At 73.0% G+C, this 18,128-nt stretch carries 24 protein-coding genes and 1 pseudogene; 15 read left to right on the plus strand and 10 right to left on the minus strand.

What is annotated here, in order from left to right; all coding sequences use genetic code 11:
- Positions 1-75 precede the first annotated feature (75 nt).
- The 4 genes from QSK03_RS25510 to QSK03_RS25525 form a co-directional block, all read right to left on the minus strand.
- Complete coding sequence (locus QSK03_RS25510) at positions 76-1,269, minus strand: PP2C family protein-serine/threonine phosphatase (protein ID WP_285657978.1); 1,194 nt, start codon at positions 1,267-1,269, stop codon at positions 76-78.
- A complete protein-coding gene (locus QSK03_RS25515; RefSeq protein ID WP_285657980.1) occupies positions 1,266-2,039 on the minus strand; it encodes an alpha/beta fold hydrolase in 774 nt (257 codons plus the stop codon). The genes QSK03_RS25510 and QSK03_RS25515 overlap by 4 nt, the downstream gene beginning before the upstream one ends.
- 98 nt (positions 2,040-2,137) lie before the next feature.
- A complete protein-coding gene (locus QSK03_RS25520; RefSeq protein WP_285657982.1) occupies positions 2,138-2,920 on the minus strand; it encodes a GAF and ANTAR domain-containing protein in 783 nt (260 codons plus the stop codon).
- A gap of 130 nt (positions 2,921-3,050) precedes the next feature.
- Complete coding sequence (locus tag QSK03_RS25525; protein WP_285657984.1) at positions 3,051-3,968, minus strand: slipin family protein; 918 nt, start codon at positions 3,966-3,968, stop codon at positions 3,051-3,053.
- Positions 3,969-4,128: 160 nt separating this feature from the next.
- Here QSK03_RS25525 and QSK03_RS25530 point away from each other — a divergent pair, with 160 nt between their 5' ends.
- The gene (locus QSK03_RS25530) at positions 4,129-4,707 is read left to right on the plus strand and encodes a DUF5994 family protein (protein ID WP_285657986.1); all 579 of its coding nucleotides are present in this window, start codon (positions 4,129-4,131) and stop codon (positions 4,705-4,707) included.
- Positions 4,704-4,877 carry an RGCVC family protein gene (locus tag QSK03_RS25535; RefSeq protein ID WP_285657988.1) on the plus strand — a complete coding sequence of 58 codons (174 nt, stop codon included), beginning with the start codon at positions 4,704-4,706 and terminating at the stop codon, positions 4,875-4,877. The genes QSK03_RS25530 and QSK03_RS25535 overlap by 4 nt, the downstream gene beginning before the upstream one ends.
- A gap of 37 nt (positions 4,878-4,914) precedes the next feature.
- On the opposite strand, the gene QSK03_RS25540 is transcribed toward QSK03_RS25535, so the two are convergent.
- Positions 4,915-5,841, minus strand: a complete 927-nt coding sequence (locus tag QSK03_RS25540) for a DUF2188 domain-containing protein (RefSeq protein WP_285657989.1) — start codon at positions 5,839-5,841, stop codon at positions 4,915-4,917.
- Positions 5,842-6,230: 389 nt separating this feature from the next.
- Here QSK03_RS25540 and QSK03_RS25545 point away from each other — a divergent pair, with 389 nt between their 5' ends.
- Complete coding sequence (locus tag QSK03_RS25545; protein ID WP_285657991.1) at positions 6,231-6,878, plus strand: hypothetical protein; 648 nt, start codon at positions 6,231-6,233, stop codon at positions 6,876-6,878.
- A 45-nt stretch (positions 6,879-6,923) separates the two neighbouring features.
- Positions 6,924-7,190: a hypothetical protein gene (locus tag QSK03_RS25550; RefSeq protein ID WP_285657992.1), complete on the plus strand. Its 267-nt coding sequence runs from the start codon at positions 6,924-6,926 to the stop codon at positions 7,188-7,190.
- Positions 7,191-7,206: 16 nt separating this feature from the next.
- On the opposite strand, the gene QSK03_RS25555 is transcribed toward QSK03_RS25550, so the two are convergent.
- Positions 7,207-7,635 (minus strand): hypothetical protein, encoded by a 429-nt coding sequence (locus tag QSK03_RS25555; protein ID WP_285657994.1) that lies wholly within the window; start codon positions 7,633-7,635, stop codon positions 7,207-7,209.
- 762 nt (positions 7,636-8,397) lie between these two features.
- On the opposite strand from QSK03_RS25555, the gene QSK03_RS25560 reads away from it, so the two are divergent.
- The 4 genes from QSK03_RS25560 (at position 8,398) to QSK03_RS25575 (ending at position 11,762) form a co-directional block, all read left to right on the plus strand.
- Entirely contained in the window at positions 8,398-9,054 is a 657-nt protein-coding gene (locus QSK03_RS25560) for a sigma-70 family RNA polymerase sigma factor (protein ID WP_285657995.1), read from the plus strand.
- 390 nt (positions 9,055-9,444) lie between these two features.
- Complete coding sequence (locus tag QSK03_RS25565) at positions 9,445-9,924, plus strand: GAF domain-containing protein (RefSeq protein ID WP_285658015.1); 480 nt, start codon at positions 9,445-9,447, stop codon at positions 9,922-9,924.
- A 386-nt stretch (positions 9,925-10,310) separates the two neighbouring features.
- Entirely contained in the window at positions 10,311-10,655 is a 345-nt protein-coding gene (locus QSK03_RS25570; RefSeq protein WP_285658016.1) for an STAS domain-containing protein, read from the plus strand.
- A 36-nt stretch (positions 10,656-10,691) separates the two neighbouring features.
- Positions 10,692-11,762, plus strand: a complete 1,071-nt coding sequence (locus QSK03_RS25575) for a fatty acid desaturase family protein (protein WP_285658018.1) — start codon at positions 10,692-10,694, stop codon at positions 11,760-11,762.
- 312 nt (positions 11,763-12,074) lie between these two features.
- Here QSK03_RS25575 and QSK03_RS25580 read toward each other — a convergent pair whose 3' ends face one another.
- Entirely contained in the window at positions 12,075-12,278 is a 204-nt protein-coding gene (locus tag QSK03_RS25580) for a cold-shock protein (RefSeq protein WP_285658020.1), read from the minus strand.
- A 329-nt stretch (positions 12,279-12,607) separates the two neighbouring features.
- Between QSK03_RS25580 and QSK03_RS25585 the strand changes: the two genes are divergently transcribed.
- The 6 genes and pseudogenes from QSK03_RS25585 (at position 12,608) to QSK03_RS25610 (ending at position 16,431) form a co-directional block, all read left to right on the plus strand.
- Positions 12,608-13,507 (plus strand): ANTAR domain-containing protein, encoded by a 900-nt coding sequence (locus tag QSK03_RS25585; RefSeq protein WP_285658022.1) that lies wholly within the window; start codon positions 12,608-12,610, stop codon positions 13,505-13,507.
- Positions 13,504-14,241: a GAF and ANTAR domain-containing protein gene (locus QSK03_RS25590; protein ID WP_285658024.1), complete on the plus strand. Its 738-nt coding sequence runs from the start codon at positions 13,504-13,506 to the stop codon at positions 14,239-14,241. Before QSK03_RS25585 ends, QSK03_RS25590 begins: the two co-directional genes overlap by 4 nt.
- A gap of 169 nt (positions 14,242-14,410) precedes the next feature.
- Positions 14,411-15,577, plus strand: a complete 1,167-nt coding sequence (locus QSK03_RS25595; protein WP_285658026.1) for a fatty acid desaturase family protein — start codon at positions 14,411-14,413, stop codon at positions 15,575-15,577.
- Between the two features lie 147 nt (positions 15,578-15,724).
- Positions 15,725-15,997, plus strand: coding sequence for a hypothetical protein (locus QSK03_RS25600; protein ID WP_285658027.1), 273 nt, complete (start codon positions 15,725-15,727; stop codon positions 15,995-15,997).
- A pseudogene (locus tag QSK03_RS25605) lies at positions 15,930-16,238 on the plus strand (hypothetical protein); the annotation flags it as partial. The gene QSK03_RS25600 and the pseudogene QSK03_RS25605, both read left to right, overlap by 68 nt.
- 52 nt (positions 16,239-16,290) lie before the next feature.
- Entirely contained in the window at positions 16,291-16,431 is a 141-nt protein-coding gene (locus QSK03_RS25610; protein WP_285658028.1) for an SDR family oxidoreductase, read from the plus strand.
- Between the two features lie 176 nt (positions 16,432-16,607).
- Here QSK03_RS25610 and QSK03_RS25615 read toward each other — a convergent pair whose 3' ends face one another.
- Both QSK03_RS25615 and QSK03_RS25620 read right to left on the minus strand, forming a co-directional pair.
- Positions 16,608-16,841 (minus strand): hypothetical protein, encoded by a 234-nt coding sequence (locus tag QSK03_RS25615; RefSeq protein WP_285658029.1) that lies wholly within the window; start codon positions 16,839-16,841, stop codon positions 16,608-16,610.
- 31 nt (positions 16,842-16,872) lie between these two features.
- Positions 16,873-17,202, minus strand: coding sequence for a DUF6247 family protein (locus tag QSK03_RS25620; RefSeq protein WP_285658030.1), 330 nt, complete (start codon positions 17,200-17,202; stop codon positions 16,873-16,875).
- 100 nt (positions 17,203-17,302) lie between these two features.
- Between QSK03_RS25620 and QSK03_RS33230 the strand changes: the two genes are divergently transcribed.
- Entirely contained in the window at positions 17,303-17,449 is a 147-nt protein-coding gene (locus QSK03_RS33230; protein WP_352232043.1) for an FHA domain-containing protein, read from the plus strand.
- 203 nt (positions 17,450-17,652) lie between these two features.
- On the opposite strand, the gene QSK03_RS25630 is transcribed toward QSK03_RS33230, so the two are convergent.
- Positions 17,653-18,117, minus strand: coding sequence for a DUF8821 family protein (locus QSK03_RS25630; RefSeq protein WP_285658032.1), 465 nt, complete (start codon positions 18,115-18,117; stop codon positions 17,653-17,655).
- Between the last annotated feature and the right edge of the window lie 11 nt (positions 18,118-18,128).

Genomic DNA, 18,128 nt, shown 5'->3' on the forward strand with positions numbered 1-18,128 from the left:
TCCGACGCCGTCGCGATGTGACGCGTGGAGACCCGCGGCAGGCTGGTGACCGCCCGTCTTCGGTAACCCTCGGCCTCAGTCCGAAGGACTGAGGCTCGCCCCGCGGACCGTGAGGGCGAGGATCGCGGCGTCGTCGGCGAGACCGGGGCCGAGCGACGTCAGAAGCTCCGCGAGCCCGTCCACCACCCCCTGGGCGGCGAGACCGACGAGGCCGGCGACGACCTGCGGGAGGGTGTCGTCGATCATGGTGCCGTCGGGCCGGCGCGCCTCGGTCAGACCGTCGGTGTAGAGCACGAGCCCGTCGCCCGGCCCGAGGACAGCCGTCGCCGCGACGAACCGGGGGTCTGGCAGGAGCCCGACGGGTTGGCCGCCGACGGTGTCCATGGCCTCGACCCGCCCGCCCGCACGCATGACGAGCGCCGGCGGGTGCCCGCCGCTGGCGAGACTCACCCTGAACCCGTCGTCGAGGGGCGTGAGCAGGCCGAACACGACGGTGCACCACCCCCGCTCCCCCGTGGCCCGTTGCTGGCGCAGGCCGGAATCGAGGGCCTCCAGGACCGACACCGGGTCGCTCTCGTAGACCGCCGTGGCGCGCAGGGTGTAGCGCAGCAGCGACGTGACGACGGCGGCGGCGGGGCCCTTGCCGCACACGTCACCGAGGAAGAACCCCCAGCGGTCGTGGTCCAGCGGGAACAGGTCGTAGAAGTCACCGCCGATCTGCTCCACCGCGGCGCTGTGGTAGTACCCGGCGGTGGTCAGCCCCGGCACACGCGGCAGCGCCGGCGGGAGCAGCGTCCGTTGCAGCACGGTCGCGAGGTGCTGCAGGCGCTCGCGCTCCTGCTCGGCCTCCTGACGCGCCCTCAGCAGTTCGCGCTCGTAGGCCCGGCGGTCCGAGGCCTCGAACACCGTCATCCGGGCGAGCAGCGGCTCACCGTCGGGCCCGGCCGTCATCGTGGCGCTCACGAGCACGGGCAGCCGTGGCCCGTACGTGGTCACGAGGTCCAGGGCCACGCCGCGGACCTCGCCCTGCATCCGCAGGAGGGGGGCGAAGTGGGTCTCGTGATAGATCCGACCACCCACCGACAGCAGGTCGCTGAAGCGCTTCTGCCCCACCACGTCGGCGCGCGTCAGCCCCAGCCAGCCCAGCATCGTTGCGTTGATCTTGAGGATCCCGCCGTCCGGCAGGGTGGACAGGTAACCGCAGGGGGCGCGCTCGTACAGGTCGTCGAGGGTCTCCTCGAGCAGGACCTCGAGGCCGGGAGGGGTCACGGTGCGGCGGGCACCGGGGACGGGAGGAACTCGCGGATCGCGCTGACGACCTGCCCGGGCTCGCTCAGCTGGGGACAGTGCCCGGCCGCCTCGAGGATCACCAGCCGACTGTCGTCCAGTGCGCCGTGCACCCACCGTCCGACCTCGGGCGGGGCGATCGCGTCCTGCCGGCACTGCAGGACCAGTGATGGGATGCGGACGCCTCCCAGGTCCGCCCGGTTGTCCGAGGTGAACGTGACGCGCGCGAAGTGGCGCGCGATCTCGGGGTCGGTGCGGCAGAAGCTGTTGGTCAGCTCCTCGGCGAGCTCCGGCCGGTCCGGATTTCCCATGATCACCGGCCCCATCGCCCCCGACCAGCCCAGGTAGTTGCTGTCCAGCGCCTCGAGCAACTCGTCGATGTCGGCCTCGGTGAACCCGCCCCGGTAGGGCGGGGCGTCGGTGTAGCGGGGCGACGGGCTCACGAGGACGAGACGGGAGAAGCGGGCCGGCGCCCGTACCACCGCGAGGACGCCGATCATCGCGCTCACCGAGTGCCCGACCAGCACCACGTCGTCCAGGTCGAGGTCGTCCACGATCTCGAGGACGTCCTGCGCGTACCCGTCGAGCGTCGCGTACCGATCGGGATCCCACGCCGAGAGATCCGAGCGTCCGGCACCGACGTGGTCGAAGAGGACCACCCGGTGATCCCCGGCGAACGCCGGCGCGACGAGACGCCACATGTTCTGGTCGCAACCGAAGCCGTGCGCGAAGACGATCGGACGAGCCCCCACGCGACCGGAGACGGTGACGCGGTTCCTCGTGCGCACGTTCACCGGCGAAGTGTGGCAGCTCCCGCGAGGAGGACGTGCGCCGCGACTGCGCACGCGGGTCACATCACACGGAGCGTGGGCTGTGAGAAATCACCGGGCCCGTCGTCCCCGTCGGACGGCAACGCGCGCCCGGCACTCGCCCGCGTCGTGGCCGATTCCTCGACGAGCCAGCGCGCCACCTCCACGAGCTTCAGGTTCGTCTCCTGGGAGGAGGTGACGAGTAAGTCGAACGCGTCCGCACTCGTGATCGTGAAGCGCTCCATGAGGATGCCCTTGGCCTGTCCGATCAGGTCGCGTGAGTCGAGTGCGCGCTCCAGATTCGCGGCCCGCTCGGCGCCGTGGAGCAGCACGGCGGCCTGCGTGGCGAACAGCCCGGCCATGACGCAGGCCTGCTCGTCGAAAGCGTGCGCCGTCCGGGAGTACAGGGTCAGCGCCGCTCGAGGGTCGGCGGACAACTGGGTCGACATGACGGAGCGGTAGCCGCGCGCGACCGCGACCGCGGCGAATCGCGGCCACCGGTCGGTGTCGGGCCGACACCCGAGATCGTGGGCGATCACCATGCCGCTGGACGGTGGATCGGCAGCCGCCGTGACCGAGGGCCCCTCGCCGAGGTCGTCCTGCACCTGGTCGATCTCGCGGATCACGTCCGCGGTGGCGTGGCGCCCGCGGACCGCCTCCCGGTCGAGGCACGCGATACCGCCGCCGTCGGCGCCGGGAACGGTCTGCGTCGCGGCGGCCACGATCCGGGTCAGCACGTCCTCGAGGTCGCTGAGGTCGCGCTCGACCAGCCCCTGAGCGGAGCGGCGCAGAGCGACGAGCAGGGCCTCGTTCGGTGCAGTCATCGTGTGGCTCATCCCGTGCGGAGGCGTCGGAGACGGCCAGCCGGGTCCGGGGACAGCCGAGTGAGACCTCACGATAACGCGAGCGTCGAGTCCACGGAGCCTCCGCGACGGTCCGTGCCGCAGCAACCTCTCATCCCTCCGCTGGCGGCAGGGTCCCTCCGCCGTCGGGCCGTCCGGCGCCGTTGGTTCGCGACGTCGCCGAGGGCCGCGCGGGGTCGGGTTCGGGCGTGGCGTCGCCGGGGACGGGCGCGGAGCGGAGCGCCGGATCGCCCGGCACGGCCGTCCCGGGCGACGTGACCCCGGTGTGCTCGAAGAAGCGCAGCAGCTCGACCGGGAACGGCATCACCAACGTGCTGTTCTTCTCGGCCGCCACGTCGGTCACGGTCTGGAGCAGCCGCAGCTGCAGGGCGCCCGGGGTCTCGCCCATGGCCGCGGCGGCCTGCGAGAGCTTGGTCGACGCCTGCAGCTCGCCGTCGGCGTTGATCACGCGGGCGCGGCGGTCACGCTCGGCCTCGGCCTGGCGTGACATCGACCGTCGCATGCCTTCCGGGAGCGAGATGTCCTTGATCTCCACGCGGTCGATGCTGATGCCCCACTGCTCGGTGGGAGCGTCGATGACGCCCTTGAGCTCTCCGTTGATCCGATCCCGGTCCGAGAGGACCGTGTCCAGGTCGGCGCGACCGATGACCGATCGCAGGGAGGTCTGCGCCACCTGGGAGGTGGCCAGCACGTAGTTCTGGACGTTGATCACGGCGTTCACCGGGTCGTCGACGCGGAAGTAGACGACCGCGTCGACCCCGATGGTGACGTTGTCGCGGGTGATCGCGTTCTGCGACGGCACGTCCAGGACGACCGTCTGGACGGACAGCTTCGCCATCCGGTCCGCGAACGGGATCATGAAGCGCAGGCCCGGCTGCCGGACCGACGGCAGCAGGCGGCCGAACCGCAGCACGACCCCCCGCTCGTACTGCTGGACGAGCCGCACGCTCGTCCCGGTGAGCACCGCCGCGACCAGCACGACGGCGACGACGACAACGACCGCACTCACGGCGACTCCGACCCACGAGGATGAAGGGACGGGGCTCGCCGGGTGTCCGGGGCCAACTCCGCCAGGGGAACTGACAGTACGCCGCATGGTGGGAGCGCGAGGTGATACCGGGCGAGCGGCCGGACGCGGCCGGCGTAGCGTCGACGGTATCGGGGTCCGAGTGTCCGACGAGCAGCGTCGGCCCGACCCCGACGAGGTCCACATCGGCCGCTCGGCGGTCCGGGACGGGGTGCCGACGATGTCGGAACCACAGCACATCGATCCAGCCCTCACGTCCACCCCGGTCGCGGAGGACGGCGGGGTGCGGCTCGAGCTCAAGCCCAGGGGCGCGAAGCCCGGTTTCGTGGACGGAGCCTGGTGGCCGCGGTCGCGGGACCTGCGTCGCGAGCTCCCGGAGATCCTCGCCGCCCTCTCCTCCCGGATCGGACCGGTCGAGCGCGTGGCGTTCGGGAGGCTGGGCTGGGACCCCACCGGGCGGGAGCGCCTGGTCACACCCACCGGCCGGGTCTCGTTCGACGGCTTCGCCACCTTCACGCCGGACGCGGTGTGGTTCGTGATCGCCGGCCGGTGGCAGGGACGGGTGTGCGTGCTCGTCATCCCCCCGGACACCGCCCCGGCCGTCGCGGAGCGGGTCCTGCGGCGGGCGAGCGCACCGGACAACGTGCAATCACACGCCGAGCTGCTGCAGGAGATCGACGAGGACCTGCCCACGGCGACCCCGGCCGGGGTCGCCGGATGACCGAGCAACCTCGGTGGGGACGGACCGCGACCACGTGCACGGTCTGTCCCCACGTCTGGGCCGCCCACGACGCGCTCGGCCAACGCTTCTGCCGTGCCACCCGGGACGTCGGCTGGGAGCGGCGCTGCATCTGCCGGCAGACCACCGCCCGGGCCGAGCTGTCCGTCTAGTTCCCGGCCCGATCCGCCCGCCGACGACGGCCGGCTGTCAGCGTTCGTCGGTGGCGCGGTGGACGCCACGCTGCGCGGCGCGCGTCCCGCGGGCACTGACCAGCGCCGCGAGGTAGAGCCCGCCGGCGAGGGCGACGCCGACGCTGCGTCCGACCACCCGCACGGGGTTGAGGGCGTGGGAGAGCCGGCCGATCCGGACGAGGACCTGGTCGGTGACCTCGTCCAGCGGCAGGGCGATCGACTCGGTGACGGCGTGGACGCGCCGCCCCGTGCGGTCCGCGGCGCTGCCGAGCTCGTCCCCGAGCCCCTCGCCGGCGACGGCGGCGCGGTCGACCTGCTTGCGGGTTGCGCGCTCACCTCGTGCGGCGGTCGTCGCGAGCACGTCCTCGGCGCGGGACGCTGCGGAGGCGGTCGCGTCGCGGACCTGGCCGGAGGCGCGGTCGGCCTGGTCGGCGACCTGGCCACCCGCCGTCTCGGCGATAGTGGCGGCGTCCCGGGCGGCGGCCGCGACGGGCTTCGCCCCGCCGGCCGCGGCGACGGCCTGCTCCGCGATGCCACCGGTGGCGGCGTCGACGATGGCCGCGGCGTGCTCGGCACCGCGCCCGGTGTGCTCGGCGACCTCACGGGCGGCGGTGTCGGTCTCCGCGGCGAGCGTCCCGCCCGCCGCGGCGAGCTCCTCGCCGGCCGCGCGGCCGGTCACCTGCGCGCCCTCGGCGACTGCTTCCGTGGCCGCGGCCGCCGCCGTGCGAGCGGTGTGCGGCTCACCGGCGGCGACCGTGCGGTTCTCGCGAACCCGGCCGTCGTTGCCGTGAACGATGACCTGACCGCCGCCGTCGTTGGCGACGATCTCGACAGCCCGGGAGATCGCCTCGGCCTGGGTCGGGGCCGTGGCGCTCGCGCGCTGGGCGTGGTCCTTCTCGACGTGCCAGCCCTCGTCGGCGGGGACCACGTGGCGGTCGGACATCGGCAGATCACCTTGTTCGGTCGGAGAGAGGGCACAGAACGCCCTCGTCCAGAGTGCGCCCGCCGGTCACTCCGGCGCCGGCGACGTGATGAGCGTCGCGAGACCGGCCCGCCGAGGACGTCGTGCGCCCGCGCCGCCCGTTTGACGCCCCACGGCCGAGGGCACCCGCCTTTGATCACGTCGCCGCCCCGGACCCGGCGGTCGAGTCCTCGACCATGCCGACGACGCGGGCCGCCGCGCCGGGTCGTCCGCGATCACGAGAGCCGGACATCCCGGGTGATCACCGATCCGGGTGCGCGTGCGCACGGACACCCGCAGCGCCCGATCCCGACATCTCCCCGGCGATACGTCGTCCGCCGAGCTCCGCTCGGGCGGACGGGAGGAACCCCATGACCAATGACCGACAGACCGTCATCCGCACGATGCACGACGTGGGCCTCGCGGCATGGTTCGGCGGCTCCCTGTTCGGCGCCGCCGGGCTCAACGCCGCCGCCGCCGAGGCCGGGGACCGGCACACCGCGCGCCGCATCGCGGCGGTCGGCTGGGCGAAGTGGACCCCGGTCAACGCGGCCGCGATCGGCGTCCACCTCACGGGCGCCGTCGGACTGCTGGCCGCCAACCGTGACCGGGTCGCCCACCAGCCCGGCCCCGCCCGCAACACCGCCGTCAAGGTCGCGCTGACCGCCGCGGCACTCGGCGCGTCGGCCTACACCCGGATCCTCGGCAAGAGGCTCGAGCAGGAGGAGATCCACCGGGCGCCCGGCGTGTCGTCGTCGACCACCTCCCCCGCCTCGGCGAGCGGCGGGCCGCAGACGGTCACCGCGGCGGCCGACAAGGCCGTCGGGCAGGCCGTCGGCTCCGTCGCCGAGCAGCTCCCGGTGGACGTGGCCCAGGCCGAGCGCCAGCTGCGCTACGCGCAGTCCGCCGTGCCCGCCCTCACCGGGATCGTCCTGGCCCTGGGCTCGCAGCACGGCGAGCAGCAGCGTCCGGGCCAGCAGATCCGCGAGTTCGCGCGCCGCGCGGTCAGCACCTCGTAGGCGCGGCCCGATCCTCTGCGCCGCCCGACGCGACAGGGAGCCGCCATGACCGATCGATCCCCCGAGCCGGGTCCGTCCGACGACCCGCTGGACCGGCATCGCGCCCGCCGCCACCCCGAGGACGCGGTGGACGAGCTCGAGCGGCGGGTACTCGGCGGGCCCGACCACCGCCTCGACGGCGGGCATCCCGATGCTCTCGCGCCGACGGAGGCTGCCTCCGGCCGTGGCGCCGACACCGAGCCGGCCTTCGCGGTGGACGTCGACCCCGAGGACCAGGGCAGCTCCGATGTCGCTCCGCGCAACCCCGACTGATACCGCGCCCCGCTCGTCAGCGGGGTCCGTGCGGTCCCGCGACGCGCGGTCCTTCCAGGACGGTCACGGTGTTGATGCGGGTGTATGCGGCGACCGAGCCCGTGGCGAGGCGTCGGTGCACCCGACGCAGCAGATAGCGGTAGCGGGAATGGACACGGCGCCGGCCCTCGCCGTCGGCGTGACACCAGAGCACGCTCGCCTCGCAGTACTGGTCGCCGAGGAGCGTCGCCGTCTCCAGGGCGGGGCGCGCCGAGACCAGCCTGGCGTCGCGGTAGCCCGCGGCGAGCCGGGTCAGGGAATCCTCGATCTCCTGGCGGGTCGCGATGGTGAGGACCGTCGGGGGCTCGGTGACGAACGTCGGTCCGGTGTGACAACGGCCGGCGGTGACCGCGTCACCGTCACGAGCGCGGAACCGTAGCGACCGAGCAGGTCCTCGATCTCCCACGCCGACAGGTCGGTCGAAGGACGAGCGATCCGGTGGACGAAGTCCGCGGACTCGTGCGACGCGGCCGGTGGCGGTGACGCACCGACGATCTCCAACCCGCACCGCGCCACCTCGGCCAGACGCGCCCGTACCCGAGGATTCGGGACGACCACCGTCGGGAGGACCCCGCACCGATGGGCGTGGTCCGCCACCGCGTGGAGGGTCCACCATGCCGGCGCGCCACCGGCGAGCACCTCGGTCATGTCGACGACCAGGCGGGGTGGCCTGCTCGCCAGGGCGCTCGACACGACATGGTGGAGCTCGGCGACCGTGTCGGTGCAGAGCGTGCCGCGAACTCGGAGGAGCGTGGCGTCCCCGCGGTGGCGGACCGTGATGGACGTCGAGGGCGCGGGCTGCCGGTGGGCCGACGTCCCGGTCGGGACGCGGGTCCTCCGGCCGAGCGCATCGGCGCGGGTGCCGTGTCTGGGGTGCATCGCCGTCCGCCCTCGTCCTGCGAGCCGTGCTCGCCCGTCCGGCATCGGGGCCGGGATGCCGCTACCCATGCTGGGCCGCGGGAGACGGACGTCGGGCACGTCCTCGCGGCGCCGGCTCGGGACGATCCCGGAGGTGGGGCACTGGCGTGGTTCGCCGCTCCCATCGGTCAGCAGCGCGGCGCACTGCGCTGCTTCGACCGGGCCTCTAAGATTGGACTGAAAGGACCACCGGTGATGTCCCGGACCCGGCGCACCGTGCACCAGAACAGGCGCGCGCGGCGGGAGCGGGATGAGCGCAGTGACCGGCACGGCCGCGTCGGCCGACGTGCCCGAGCCCCCCGAGCACGGCCACCCGGAGTCGGGGGGTGCCGGACGGCGGCGACAGACCGGCGAGTCCGAGGTCGACGCGGCCGTGCTGGCCCGCGTCGCCCGGCGGGATCAGCACGCCCTCGGCGAGCTCTACGACCGGTTCGGCCGGCAGGTGTACTCCCTGGCCCGGCGCATCTGTCGCGACGAGCACATTGCCGAGGAGGCCACCCAGGAGCTGTTCCTCGCCGTCTGGCGCCAGGCAGGCCGTTTCGATCCCGCGCGCGGATCGGTCCGTACGTGGATCTTCACGCTCGCCCACCACATCGCCGTCGACGCCGTCCGCCGCGAAGCGGCGATCCGACGGCGCACCCTCTCGGCCGGTGAGGACGAGCGGGAGCTCCCCGCCGCCCCGGGAGCGGACCAGGCCGCGATCGGTTCGGTGGTGGGCGCGAACGTGCGGGCGGCCCTCGCGGCCCTCCCGCCGGCGCAACGCCAGGTGCTGGCGCTGGCGTACTACCGCGGCTGCACCCAGTCCGAGATCGCGACGACGCTCGGGATCCCGCTCGGTACCGTCAAGTCCCGCACCTTCGCCGCCATGACGTCCCTGCGGCCTGCCCTCCACGGGTTCGAGCCCTGACGGACGCGGCGACGCTTCCTGGATGCGAGCCCGGTCGATGAGCGCAACCGGTCTCTCGTCGAGACTGGTCTGTCCGTCGCAACGTCGTCCGGTCGAGTTGGGCGACCTCTCCCCGGGAGGTACGTTCACGTGACCGGGCTTCGCACGCGGGCCCCGGTCGTCCTCCCCAGACCCGGTCGACGTGATGTCCGATCCTCCGACCACGCCCCGTGGACGGGGCTGGAGGTAAGCGGGAGCAGACAGTCCGCAATCACCGATCTGCCGGATCGGATCGCACCGTCGCCGACGTCCGGTGTCCCCGTCGTCGCGCCCCGCCGCGTCGGTCCCGACCGGCGACGCCCCGGGCGCGTACCGCCTGTTCCGCCCGCACCAGCGAGAGGCAAGTCCTTCGTGCCCGAATCCAGCTCGAGCGAGCTGCTCGTCCAGCTCGCGCGACGCTGTCTCGCGGTGTTCGACGTCGCCGCTGCGGCGGTCTTGTTGGTCTCGCCCGGTGAGCGGGTGCGTGTCGCCGCGGCGACGTCACCGGGCTGCCACGACCTCGCATCGTTCGCCGCGGCCACCGAGACCGGCCCCGGCGTCGAGGCCCTCCGTACCGGCGCCCAGGTCAGCAGCCCGCACATCGACCGCGACACCGCGGCCTGGCCCGGTTACGGCGCCGCCGCACGCCGCGCAGGCTTCCGCTCGGCGCAGGCTCTCCCGCTGCGCAGCGGCCGCCGCGTCGTCGGCGCGCTGTACCTGTTCGACATCCGCACACGCAGCTTCGATGCCGACCAGCGTGCCCTGGGTCAGGCCATCGCCGACGACACCACCACCGCCTGGATGCACCACGACGCGACCCGCGCTCGCGTCCGGGCATCCCGGTCGTCCTGAGACGGCGGGCGCTGCGGCTGTGCGGCCTCGATCGCGAGGTGGCCGTGTCGGACCGCTTCGCCGACGTCCTCGGTCAGGCGGCGCGTCGCCCGCCCGCGCCTCCCGCCCCGGGGAGCGGGCCGTGAGCCCGTTCGAGGGCGGCAGCCCGTCGCGAGGAGTGTTTGGCCCGCCGAGAGGCAAGGGTAGCCGCGCTCATCGCCGCGCCCGCACGGTGCGGCAGCTGTCCCCCCTGGTCCCGGTGGACGTTTCGGTCCTGCTCACGTGACTCCTCCGGGGAAGCTCTCGATGCTCCAGCTGTCACCATCCGGTCTCTCGGCCCTCGTCAACGACCTGCCACAGGTGCTCGGCGCACTCGTCGAGCTCCGGCGCCGCCCCCGTCGGTTCCCATGTGCCCCAGCCCCCGCCTGATCGTCATGTGGACCATCCGCCACCACGCCCAGGTCACCGTGGACGGCCACGCCGACGCCGACGCCGTCGAACGCCTCGACCGTGCGCTCGACCTGATCATGAGAGCCCACGGCCGCCACATCACCGTCGATCTGACCCGCCTCGAGGGTCGTGACGCCGACGTCCTCGAGGTCCTCGCCGCCACCTGGCACCGGCTCTCGCGCGCCGGCGGCCGGCTGCACGTCGTGGGGCTGCGCCGGCGGCTGATCACCGACCCCGAGGTGTCGGCGTTCCCCGAGGTCTTCGGGCGCCCGCGCTTCCCCGCTCGCCCGCATCCGGCCTGACCGATGGGCCGTCGACACGACACGACAGGAGCAACCATGATCGCGGGCGAGGCGGTCCGACCGGTGCCGCGGCGCACGGAGTTCGCCGTGCTGACGCGCGCGCTGCGCGCGGCCGGGCTGCTCGAGCGGCGCCGTGGCTGGTACGCGGCCCTGATCGTCGCCACGACCACGCTACTGGGTGCGACCGTCGCCGCCTTCGTCGCGATCGGCGACTCCTGGTGGACGGTGGCGCTGGCTCCGGTGTTCGCCGTCGTGGCCGGACAGTGCGGGTTCATCGGTCACGACGCCGGGCACCGCCAGATCTTCGACAGCGCACGGGCCAACGACGCCGTCGGCTACGTGGCCGGCAACCTCGCCATCGGTCTGGGCTACGCCCGATGGGTGGCCGAGCACAACGCGCACCACGCCAACCCCAACCACGAGACCCGCGACCCGGACGTCCAGATCCCGGTGCTCGCCTTCAGCGCGGAGCAGGCCACGGGGCGGCGCGGTCCGCTCGGCTTCGTCGCCCGCCACCAGGCCGTGCTGTTCTTCCCTCTCCTGCTGCTCGAGGGGCTGAGCATGCACGTCGGGAGTGTCCGGGCCCTCCTCGACGGCGAGGTCGCCAGGCCTCGCCTGGAGGCGACTCTGCTCGCCGTGCACGCCCTGGTCTACCTCGGTGCGGTGTTCCTCGTGCTCTCGCCGGGCCCCGCGGTCGTCTTCGTCGTCGTCCAGCAGGGGCTCTTCGGGCTCTACCTCGGGGCGGTGTTCGCGCCGAACCACAAGGGCATGCCGATGGTGTCCGCGGCGGATCGCCTCGACCCCGTGCGCAAGCAGGTCCTCACCTCGCGGAACATCCGCGGCAACGTCCTCGTCGACCACGCGATGGGCGGCCTGAACCACCAGATCGAACACCACCTGTTCACCCGCATGCCACGGCCGAACCTGCGGCGCGCGCGGCCTCTCGTCGCCGCGTTCTGCGAGCGGCAGGGCATCACCTACACCGAGACCGGGCTCCTCGACTCGTACGCCCGCACCTTGCGCCACCTGCACGAGGCCGGCGCGCCCCTGCGCGGCGAGCAGGGATCAGGGGCGAGTGCGGGGATCGAGGGGGTCGGGGAGCGGTGACGACGCCGGTCGGGTCGGCGGCGCTGCGCCCCGCACGGCCGCGACCAGCGCGATCGAGGAGACGACCAGCGCGCCGACCCCCTCGCCGACGAGATCGAGCAGATTCGCGGCGACACGGCCGGTGGGGATCACGAGGCGTCCGCGTGGCGCTGGCGGCAGGGGCGGTCGACGTGCCCGGAAGCGTGCGCGAGAGAAACGGGTGACCTGATGGTTGCCCTGCTTTCGTGGAGGTGCAGGCCTGACGGGGTCGATCGGCGCGCCGGCGCCGGAGGCGTCGTGAGGACGCTCGCCGGTCGCCGGCCCGCCGTGGTCTCAGAGAGGACGGACCGAGTCGGCTTGCATCCCTTTCTGGCCCTGCGACGCGGTGAAGGTCACCCGCTGGTTCTCCTCGAGCGACTTGTAGCCCGACGAGTCGATGGCGGAGAAGTGGACGAAGACGTCCTTGCTCCCGTCATCGGGCGCGATGAAACCGAAGCCCTTCTCGGCGTTGAACCATTTCACGGTTCCGTCGGTCACGGAGTTCCTCATCTCTTCTGCGCGGCCGCGGCAGGGACCTGCCGGTCGGCGTTGCCCGGAACTCCTGCCAACCCGAGGCTTCCCCGGGTGTGCGCACGAGATCGGTGTCACGTGATCCGGCGCTCGACGCGAGGACAACAAGACGGCAACGGCCGGAACGCTACACGGTCCGTCACCGCACCAGTGCCGCGAGAGGCGGGAAGCCCATCGGGCCTCGATGCTCTACCGTGCGGTGGTCTTCGAGACGTCGTGCCACCAGCGCGTCGCAGGCCCCGGACCCCGGCCGACGAGGACACAGCCGTCGCTGCGCGGGTCGGGAGGGACACAGCGTGAGCGCCCAGGATGGCGCCGAGGACGCTCTGCGGCGTCACCGGCTGCTGGCGCTCGTCGACGGCGAGGGGTCGGCGGGCGCGGGCGCGGGGGGCAGCCGGGGCACCGCCGACGCGCCGGCCCTGTTGTCCCGGCTCGGCAGGGTGTGCACGGTGGCGGTGTCGGAGGTCCGGGTCGATGGTGCCGGGGTGACGGTGATGGGCAGCCTCGAGGGCGGGGTGGGCGGCGCGCGGGACCAGCTCGCCGCCACCGGCCGATTGACCCAGCAGCTCGAGGACCTGCAGCTCACCACCGGCGAGGGCCCGTGCCTCGACGCCTTCCGGGGAGGCCTCCCGGTCCTGGCCGGAGACATCGCTGCCGAGCCGGCCCGCTGGTTGGGGTTCGCCCCCGAGGCGGTCCGGGCGGGGGTGGCGGCGCTGTTCTCGCTGCCGCTGCAGGTCGGCGCGGTCCGGCTGGGCACCCTCGATCTGCACCGCCTCACGGCGGGCCAGCTCACGCGCGAGCAGCTCGCCGACGCCCTCGCCCTCGCCGCACTCGCCACCGAGGCCCTGCTCGACCTCACCGGCTCCGGCAACGGCGCCGCCCCGGAGGACGACGGCGACGTCCAGGACGCGGCGGCGTCCCTGACGGGATGGCTGCCCGACGTGCACGCCGACGTGCACGTCGCCGCCGGCATGGTCTCGGCCCGCGCCGGCGTCGACGTCGCCACCGCCCTGCTGCGGTTGCGGGCCTACGCCTTCTCCCACAGCGAACCGATCCACGACGTCGCCCGGCGGATCATCGCCCGCGACCTGGTGCTCGACCGGTCGGGGACGCCCGCACCGGGACCTCCTCTCGAGGACGGGCACGAAGCATCTCCAGAGACCCCAGCCCCGAACCCGGAGGGCGAAGACCCATGAGCAACGGCCGCGAACCCCAGGTCATCGACACGTTCCTGGGCCTGACCGACACCCTCGTCCACGACTTCGACGCCCTGGACATGCTGACGATGCTCTCGGAACGCTGCGTCGAGCTCCTCGACGTCGACGCGGCGGGGGTCATCCTGACCGACGGGCAGGGCGGCCTGTCGGTGGCCGCCGCGTCCACGGAGCGGACCCGCCTGTTGGAGGTGTTCGCCGTCGCCATCGACGCCGGCCCGTGCGTGGACTGCGTGCGCAGCGGACGGCCGGTGAGCAGCGAGGACCTCACCGCGCCCGGCGCCGGCGACCGGTGGCCCCGTTACGCGCTCCAGGCCACCGACGCCGGGTTCCGGTCCACCCATGCCCTCCCGATGCGCCTGCGGGACGAGGTGATCGGGGTGCTGACCCTGCTCCACACCGACCCGCACACCCTCGTCGACGACGACGTCCGGCTCGGTCAGGCGCTGGCGGACGCGGCGACCATCGGCCTGCTCCACGAGCGGGCGGTGCGCCACGCCGAGACCGTGCAAGAACAGCTCCAGGGCGCCCTCAACAGCAGAGTGACCATCGAGCAGGCCAAGGGCGTCGTCGCCGGGCAGAGCGGGCTCAGCCCGGAGGAGGCGTTCGGCAGGCTGCGGACCCACGCCCGACGGCACGGTCTGCGGCTCACCGACCTCGCCCGCGCCGTGGTCGAGCGCACGGTCGACGTGGCGTCCCTCCGGGCCGATCCGTAGGACGGCCCACCGCGCCGAGGTGTAGGCCTGCGCTCCTCCGGGTGTGCGACGGCGGTCGGGCGAGCACCCTGGGAGTGAGCCCGCACGGCCCCGCGCCGGCGGCCCTCCGAATGTGTTCGCCAGGACCCCGCGATCCCGTCGCCCCACGTCCGCGAGACCCGGAGGCCCCATGACGGCTGTTCTGCCTGCACCGACCACCACCCACACCGACGACGACCACAACGCCACCGCGGTCCGTCCACCGACGACGTCGACGTCGAGTACGACCGCGCACCTCTCGGATGCCGACGTCGAGGACCTCGGGGTCGAGCTGGACGCGCTGCGCCAGAGCGTGATGAGTGATCTCGGCGACGAGGACGCCGCCTACATCCGGCGGGTCGTCGCGGTCCAACGAGGGCTCGAGGCCGGCGGCCGCACGCTGTTGCTGGTCTCGCCGCTGCCGCCGGCCTGGCTCGCCGGGACCGCGGCCCTCTCGGTGGCCAAGATCCTCGAGAACATGGAGATCGGCCACAACGTCCTGCACGGCCAGTGGGACTGGATGAACGACCCCGAGATCCATTCGAGCACCTGGGAGTGGGACTCGGCCTCGTCCGCCGAGGGGTGGAAGTACACCCACAACTTCGTGCACCACACCTACACCAACGTCCTCGGCAAGGACCGCGACGTCGGGTACGCCGTACTGCGCGTCAGCCCCGAACAGCCGTGGCGACCGCACCACCTCGTCCAGCTCGGCACCAACGCCGCGCTCGCCCTCGGCTTCGAGTACGGCATCGCCGTCTACGACATCGAGCTCGAGGAGGTCGCCGCCGGCCGTAAGCCGTGGGCACAGGCCCGCAGCGAGCTGCGCGGCCTGTGGCGCAAGATCCGCGGCCAACTCGCCAAGGACTACATCCGGTGGCCGCTGCTGTCCGGCCTGGCGGCCCCGACGACCCTCGCGGCCAACCTCACCGCCAACATCGCACGCAACGTCTGGACGCACGCCGTGATCTTCTGCGGCCACTTCCCGGCCGGCGCCGAGGTCTTCGGCGAGGACCAGCTCGACGGAGAGACGCGTGGCCAGTGGTACCTGCGCCAGCTGCTCGGCTCGGCCAACCTGGACGGCCCCCCGCTGCTGCACCTGATGACCGGCAACCTGTCCCACCAGATCGAGCACCACCTCTTCCCGGACATGCCCTCGCGCCGCTACGCGCAGGTCGCACCCGCGGTGCGCGACATCTGCACGCGCTACGGACTCCCGTACACGTCTGGTTCGCTTCCCCGCCAGTACGCCGGAGTCCTCGCCACCATCGCCCGGATGTCGCTGCCGGGCGGGACCGCGAGCGACACAGCCGCGTGAAGCGGCCCCGAACCGTAGCCAGCCGCTCACTTGCCGCGCACCCCCGGGAGGAGGAGGCTGACGGTCATTCAACTCGAGCGGGGGCCGCCGGTGCTCTCCCCCACGCCGCGCACCATCATTCTGGCCGGCCCCATCGGCACGTCCGAGATGAGGAGTCTCGCCAACTACTGCGAACAGCTCCATCGCAGCGGCCTGACCGAGCTGCACCTGCAGATGACCGCTGTCACCGTCTGCCGCCGCGCCGGCCTCGACGGGCTGCTGGCGTTGGCCGCCGGGTCCGCGTCCATGGCGGTGTCCGTCGACGGAGCCCGCTGGTCGCACTTCATGGGCCTGCTCAGCGCCGCGCCCATCGATGAGATCCAGGAGCTCTGCGACGACGTCCGCCGGCTCCTGCCCCGACCGGCCCCCGACAGCGGCTAGGCAACGCCTGGTCGGCCAAGCACCAGGCCGAGCGCGAGGCCAAGCAGGCCGCCTCGGCCCAGGCGTGACCGCTTCCTTCGCGGCCGGTCCGGCGCCGTCGTTCCGTCTCGACGTCGACGGGCCTGCCGCCGCGCTGGTCACCGGAGCCGCGGGCGGCATCGGGGCCCGCGTGGCGCTGGGCCTGGCCGAGTACGGCGCCGACGTGGCCTGCCTCGACGTGTCCGCCGAGGGGGTGGCGGAGACCGTCGCCACCATCGAGGGCGTCGGTCGCCGCGCCCTCGCGGTGGAGGCCGATGTGCCGAGGGCGCCGCCATGCTCGCCCGCGGGCCGAGACCGAGGAGCTCGTCGGGCCGGTGGTCTTCCTGCTCAGCGCAGCGGCCTCGTACTGCACGGGAGCGAACTTCCTCGTCGACGGCGGCGCCGTCGCCTGGTGACCTCGCGACTCCGGCCCGATCAAGCGCCCCTCTGCTCGATCTGCTCGAGCGGAGTGGCCCTTCCCGTTGGTCCTCCCGACGTCGTTCAGCCCGAGTGGGCGGCTGGGGGCGATCTCACGGGGGTGTCCCGGCGGGGACCGCAAGTACGAGCGTGTGTGTCGCTTCTCGCGGCGGGTTCATCCGTGCCAGACCAGCCGCAGCAGATCGACGCACTCCAAGGACTCCGTGACCTGGTACCAGACCATGCCCTCCCCCCCACCCACCTCGAAGACATGGCAGCGAACCTCCGCGTCGGGGTTCCGAGGATTCACCGACGGTGCGACCGTCCACGGCGACACCTCCAGCGCGGCCCGCAGCTCGAGCACCATCGCCGATACTTCGGCGGGGAGCTGCTCGAGCGCCGCGGACACCTCGTCGTCGACGTGGAGGACATACGCCGGCTCAGATGCCGGTGTGCGACCGAGTCACCGACAGCGGCTCGTCCTCGGGTCGCGGCGCCCCGGTGTGCAGCTCGGCCGCCCGGCGCGCGACGCGCCGGAACACCTCGGGCTCGGACTGCAGCACCGCAAGGCGACGCCAGTGCTCGAGCACGGTGAACAGCTCGGTCAGATCGCGGCTGGTGCCCGCCCGGGTCAGCGCCTGCTCGTAGTCAGCATCGAAGCCGGCCTGGTCCTCGGGCAGCAGCGCCGACCGGATCGCCCCCGGTGACGCCCCCTTCCGCAGCGGGTGCCCACGGGCGGGCTCGTCATCCACCGAGTACATCGCCGTCATCGGCCCGACGGTAACGGCTCCACCCGGGCCCAGCGAACACCTCGAGCAGAGCGGGAGGGGTGTCCTCCGTGGCCGGTCGGGCCCGCTTCGAGGCCCGCTGATGTCACGTCATCGCCCGGCACGACGCCCGACTGGTCGAGGCTCGAACGTCATCGGTCGCGGCAGGGACGCCCACTCCGCGCTCACCGACGCCTCCGTGTCCCGCCGTCATTTCGTGATCGAGTGGGACGTCGGCAAGCCACGCTGACCCGACCAGTGGTCGACCAGCGGCACCTTCGTCAACGGCATCCCCCGTGCAGACCGAGCAACTCGCGGACGGTGACACCATCCGCGTCGGACACTCCGCGCTGCTCTTCCGCGCCCAGGCGTAGTGGGAGGAACGGAGAACCCCTCCGTTTCCAGGGCGCCGGTCGCCCACGGCGACCCGGTGACCACCTGGGGAGCGGCCCGTCAGTACTCGCCCTTGATGACGAAGAAGCTGCCGCGGATCGTGCCGGCGAGCTTGGAGCGCTGCTTCGCGAACTTGAACCGCGTCGCCAGCTCGTCGGGGACCTCCATGCCCTCCGAGAGCTTGAACCCCACTGCGCGTTTCGACCCCGGCTCGAGGCCGTACATCACGTTGATCGAGAGCCCCGACTCGTAGAACACGTAGGCGAACCGGATTCCGCCCGCCACGAATCCGGTCGCCTCCAACGGCCGCGACGCGATCACGATCTCTCGTTCCTCGGCGAGGATTCGGGTCACCCACTCGACGACCTCGACGGCCTCGTCCGCGGGTTCGACGGTGAACTCGTGGTCGTACTTGTTCGTGAAGTACCGAGCCTCGTTCGCACGCAGGCCGGCGAGAGCCGCCGCGACCGGAGAGGACTCGAGGCCATTCGTCGAGACGTCAGAGAAGTCGACGACCTGCGCCACTACGCACCTCC

Source organism: Actinomycetospora sp. NBRC 106375 (assembly GCF_030269665.1).
Taxonomy (GTDB): Bacteria; Actinomycetota; Actinomycetes; order Mycobacteriales; family Pseudonocardiaceae; genus Actinomycetospora.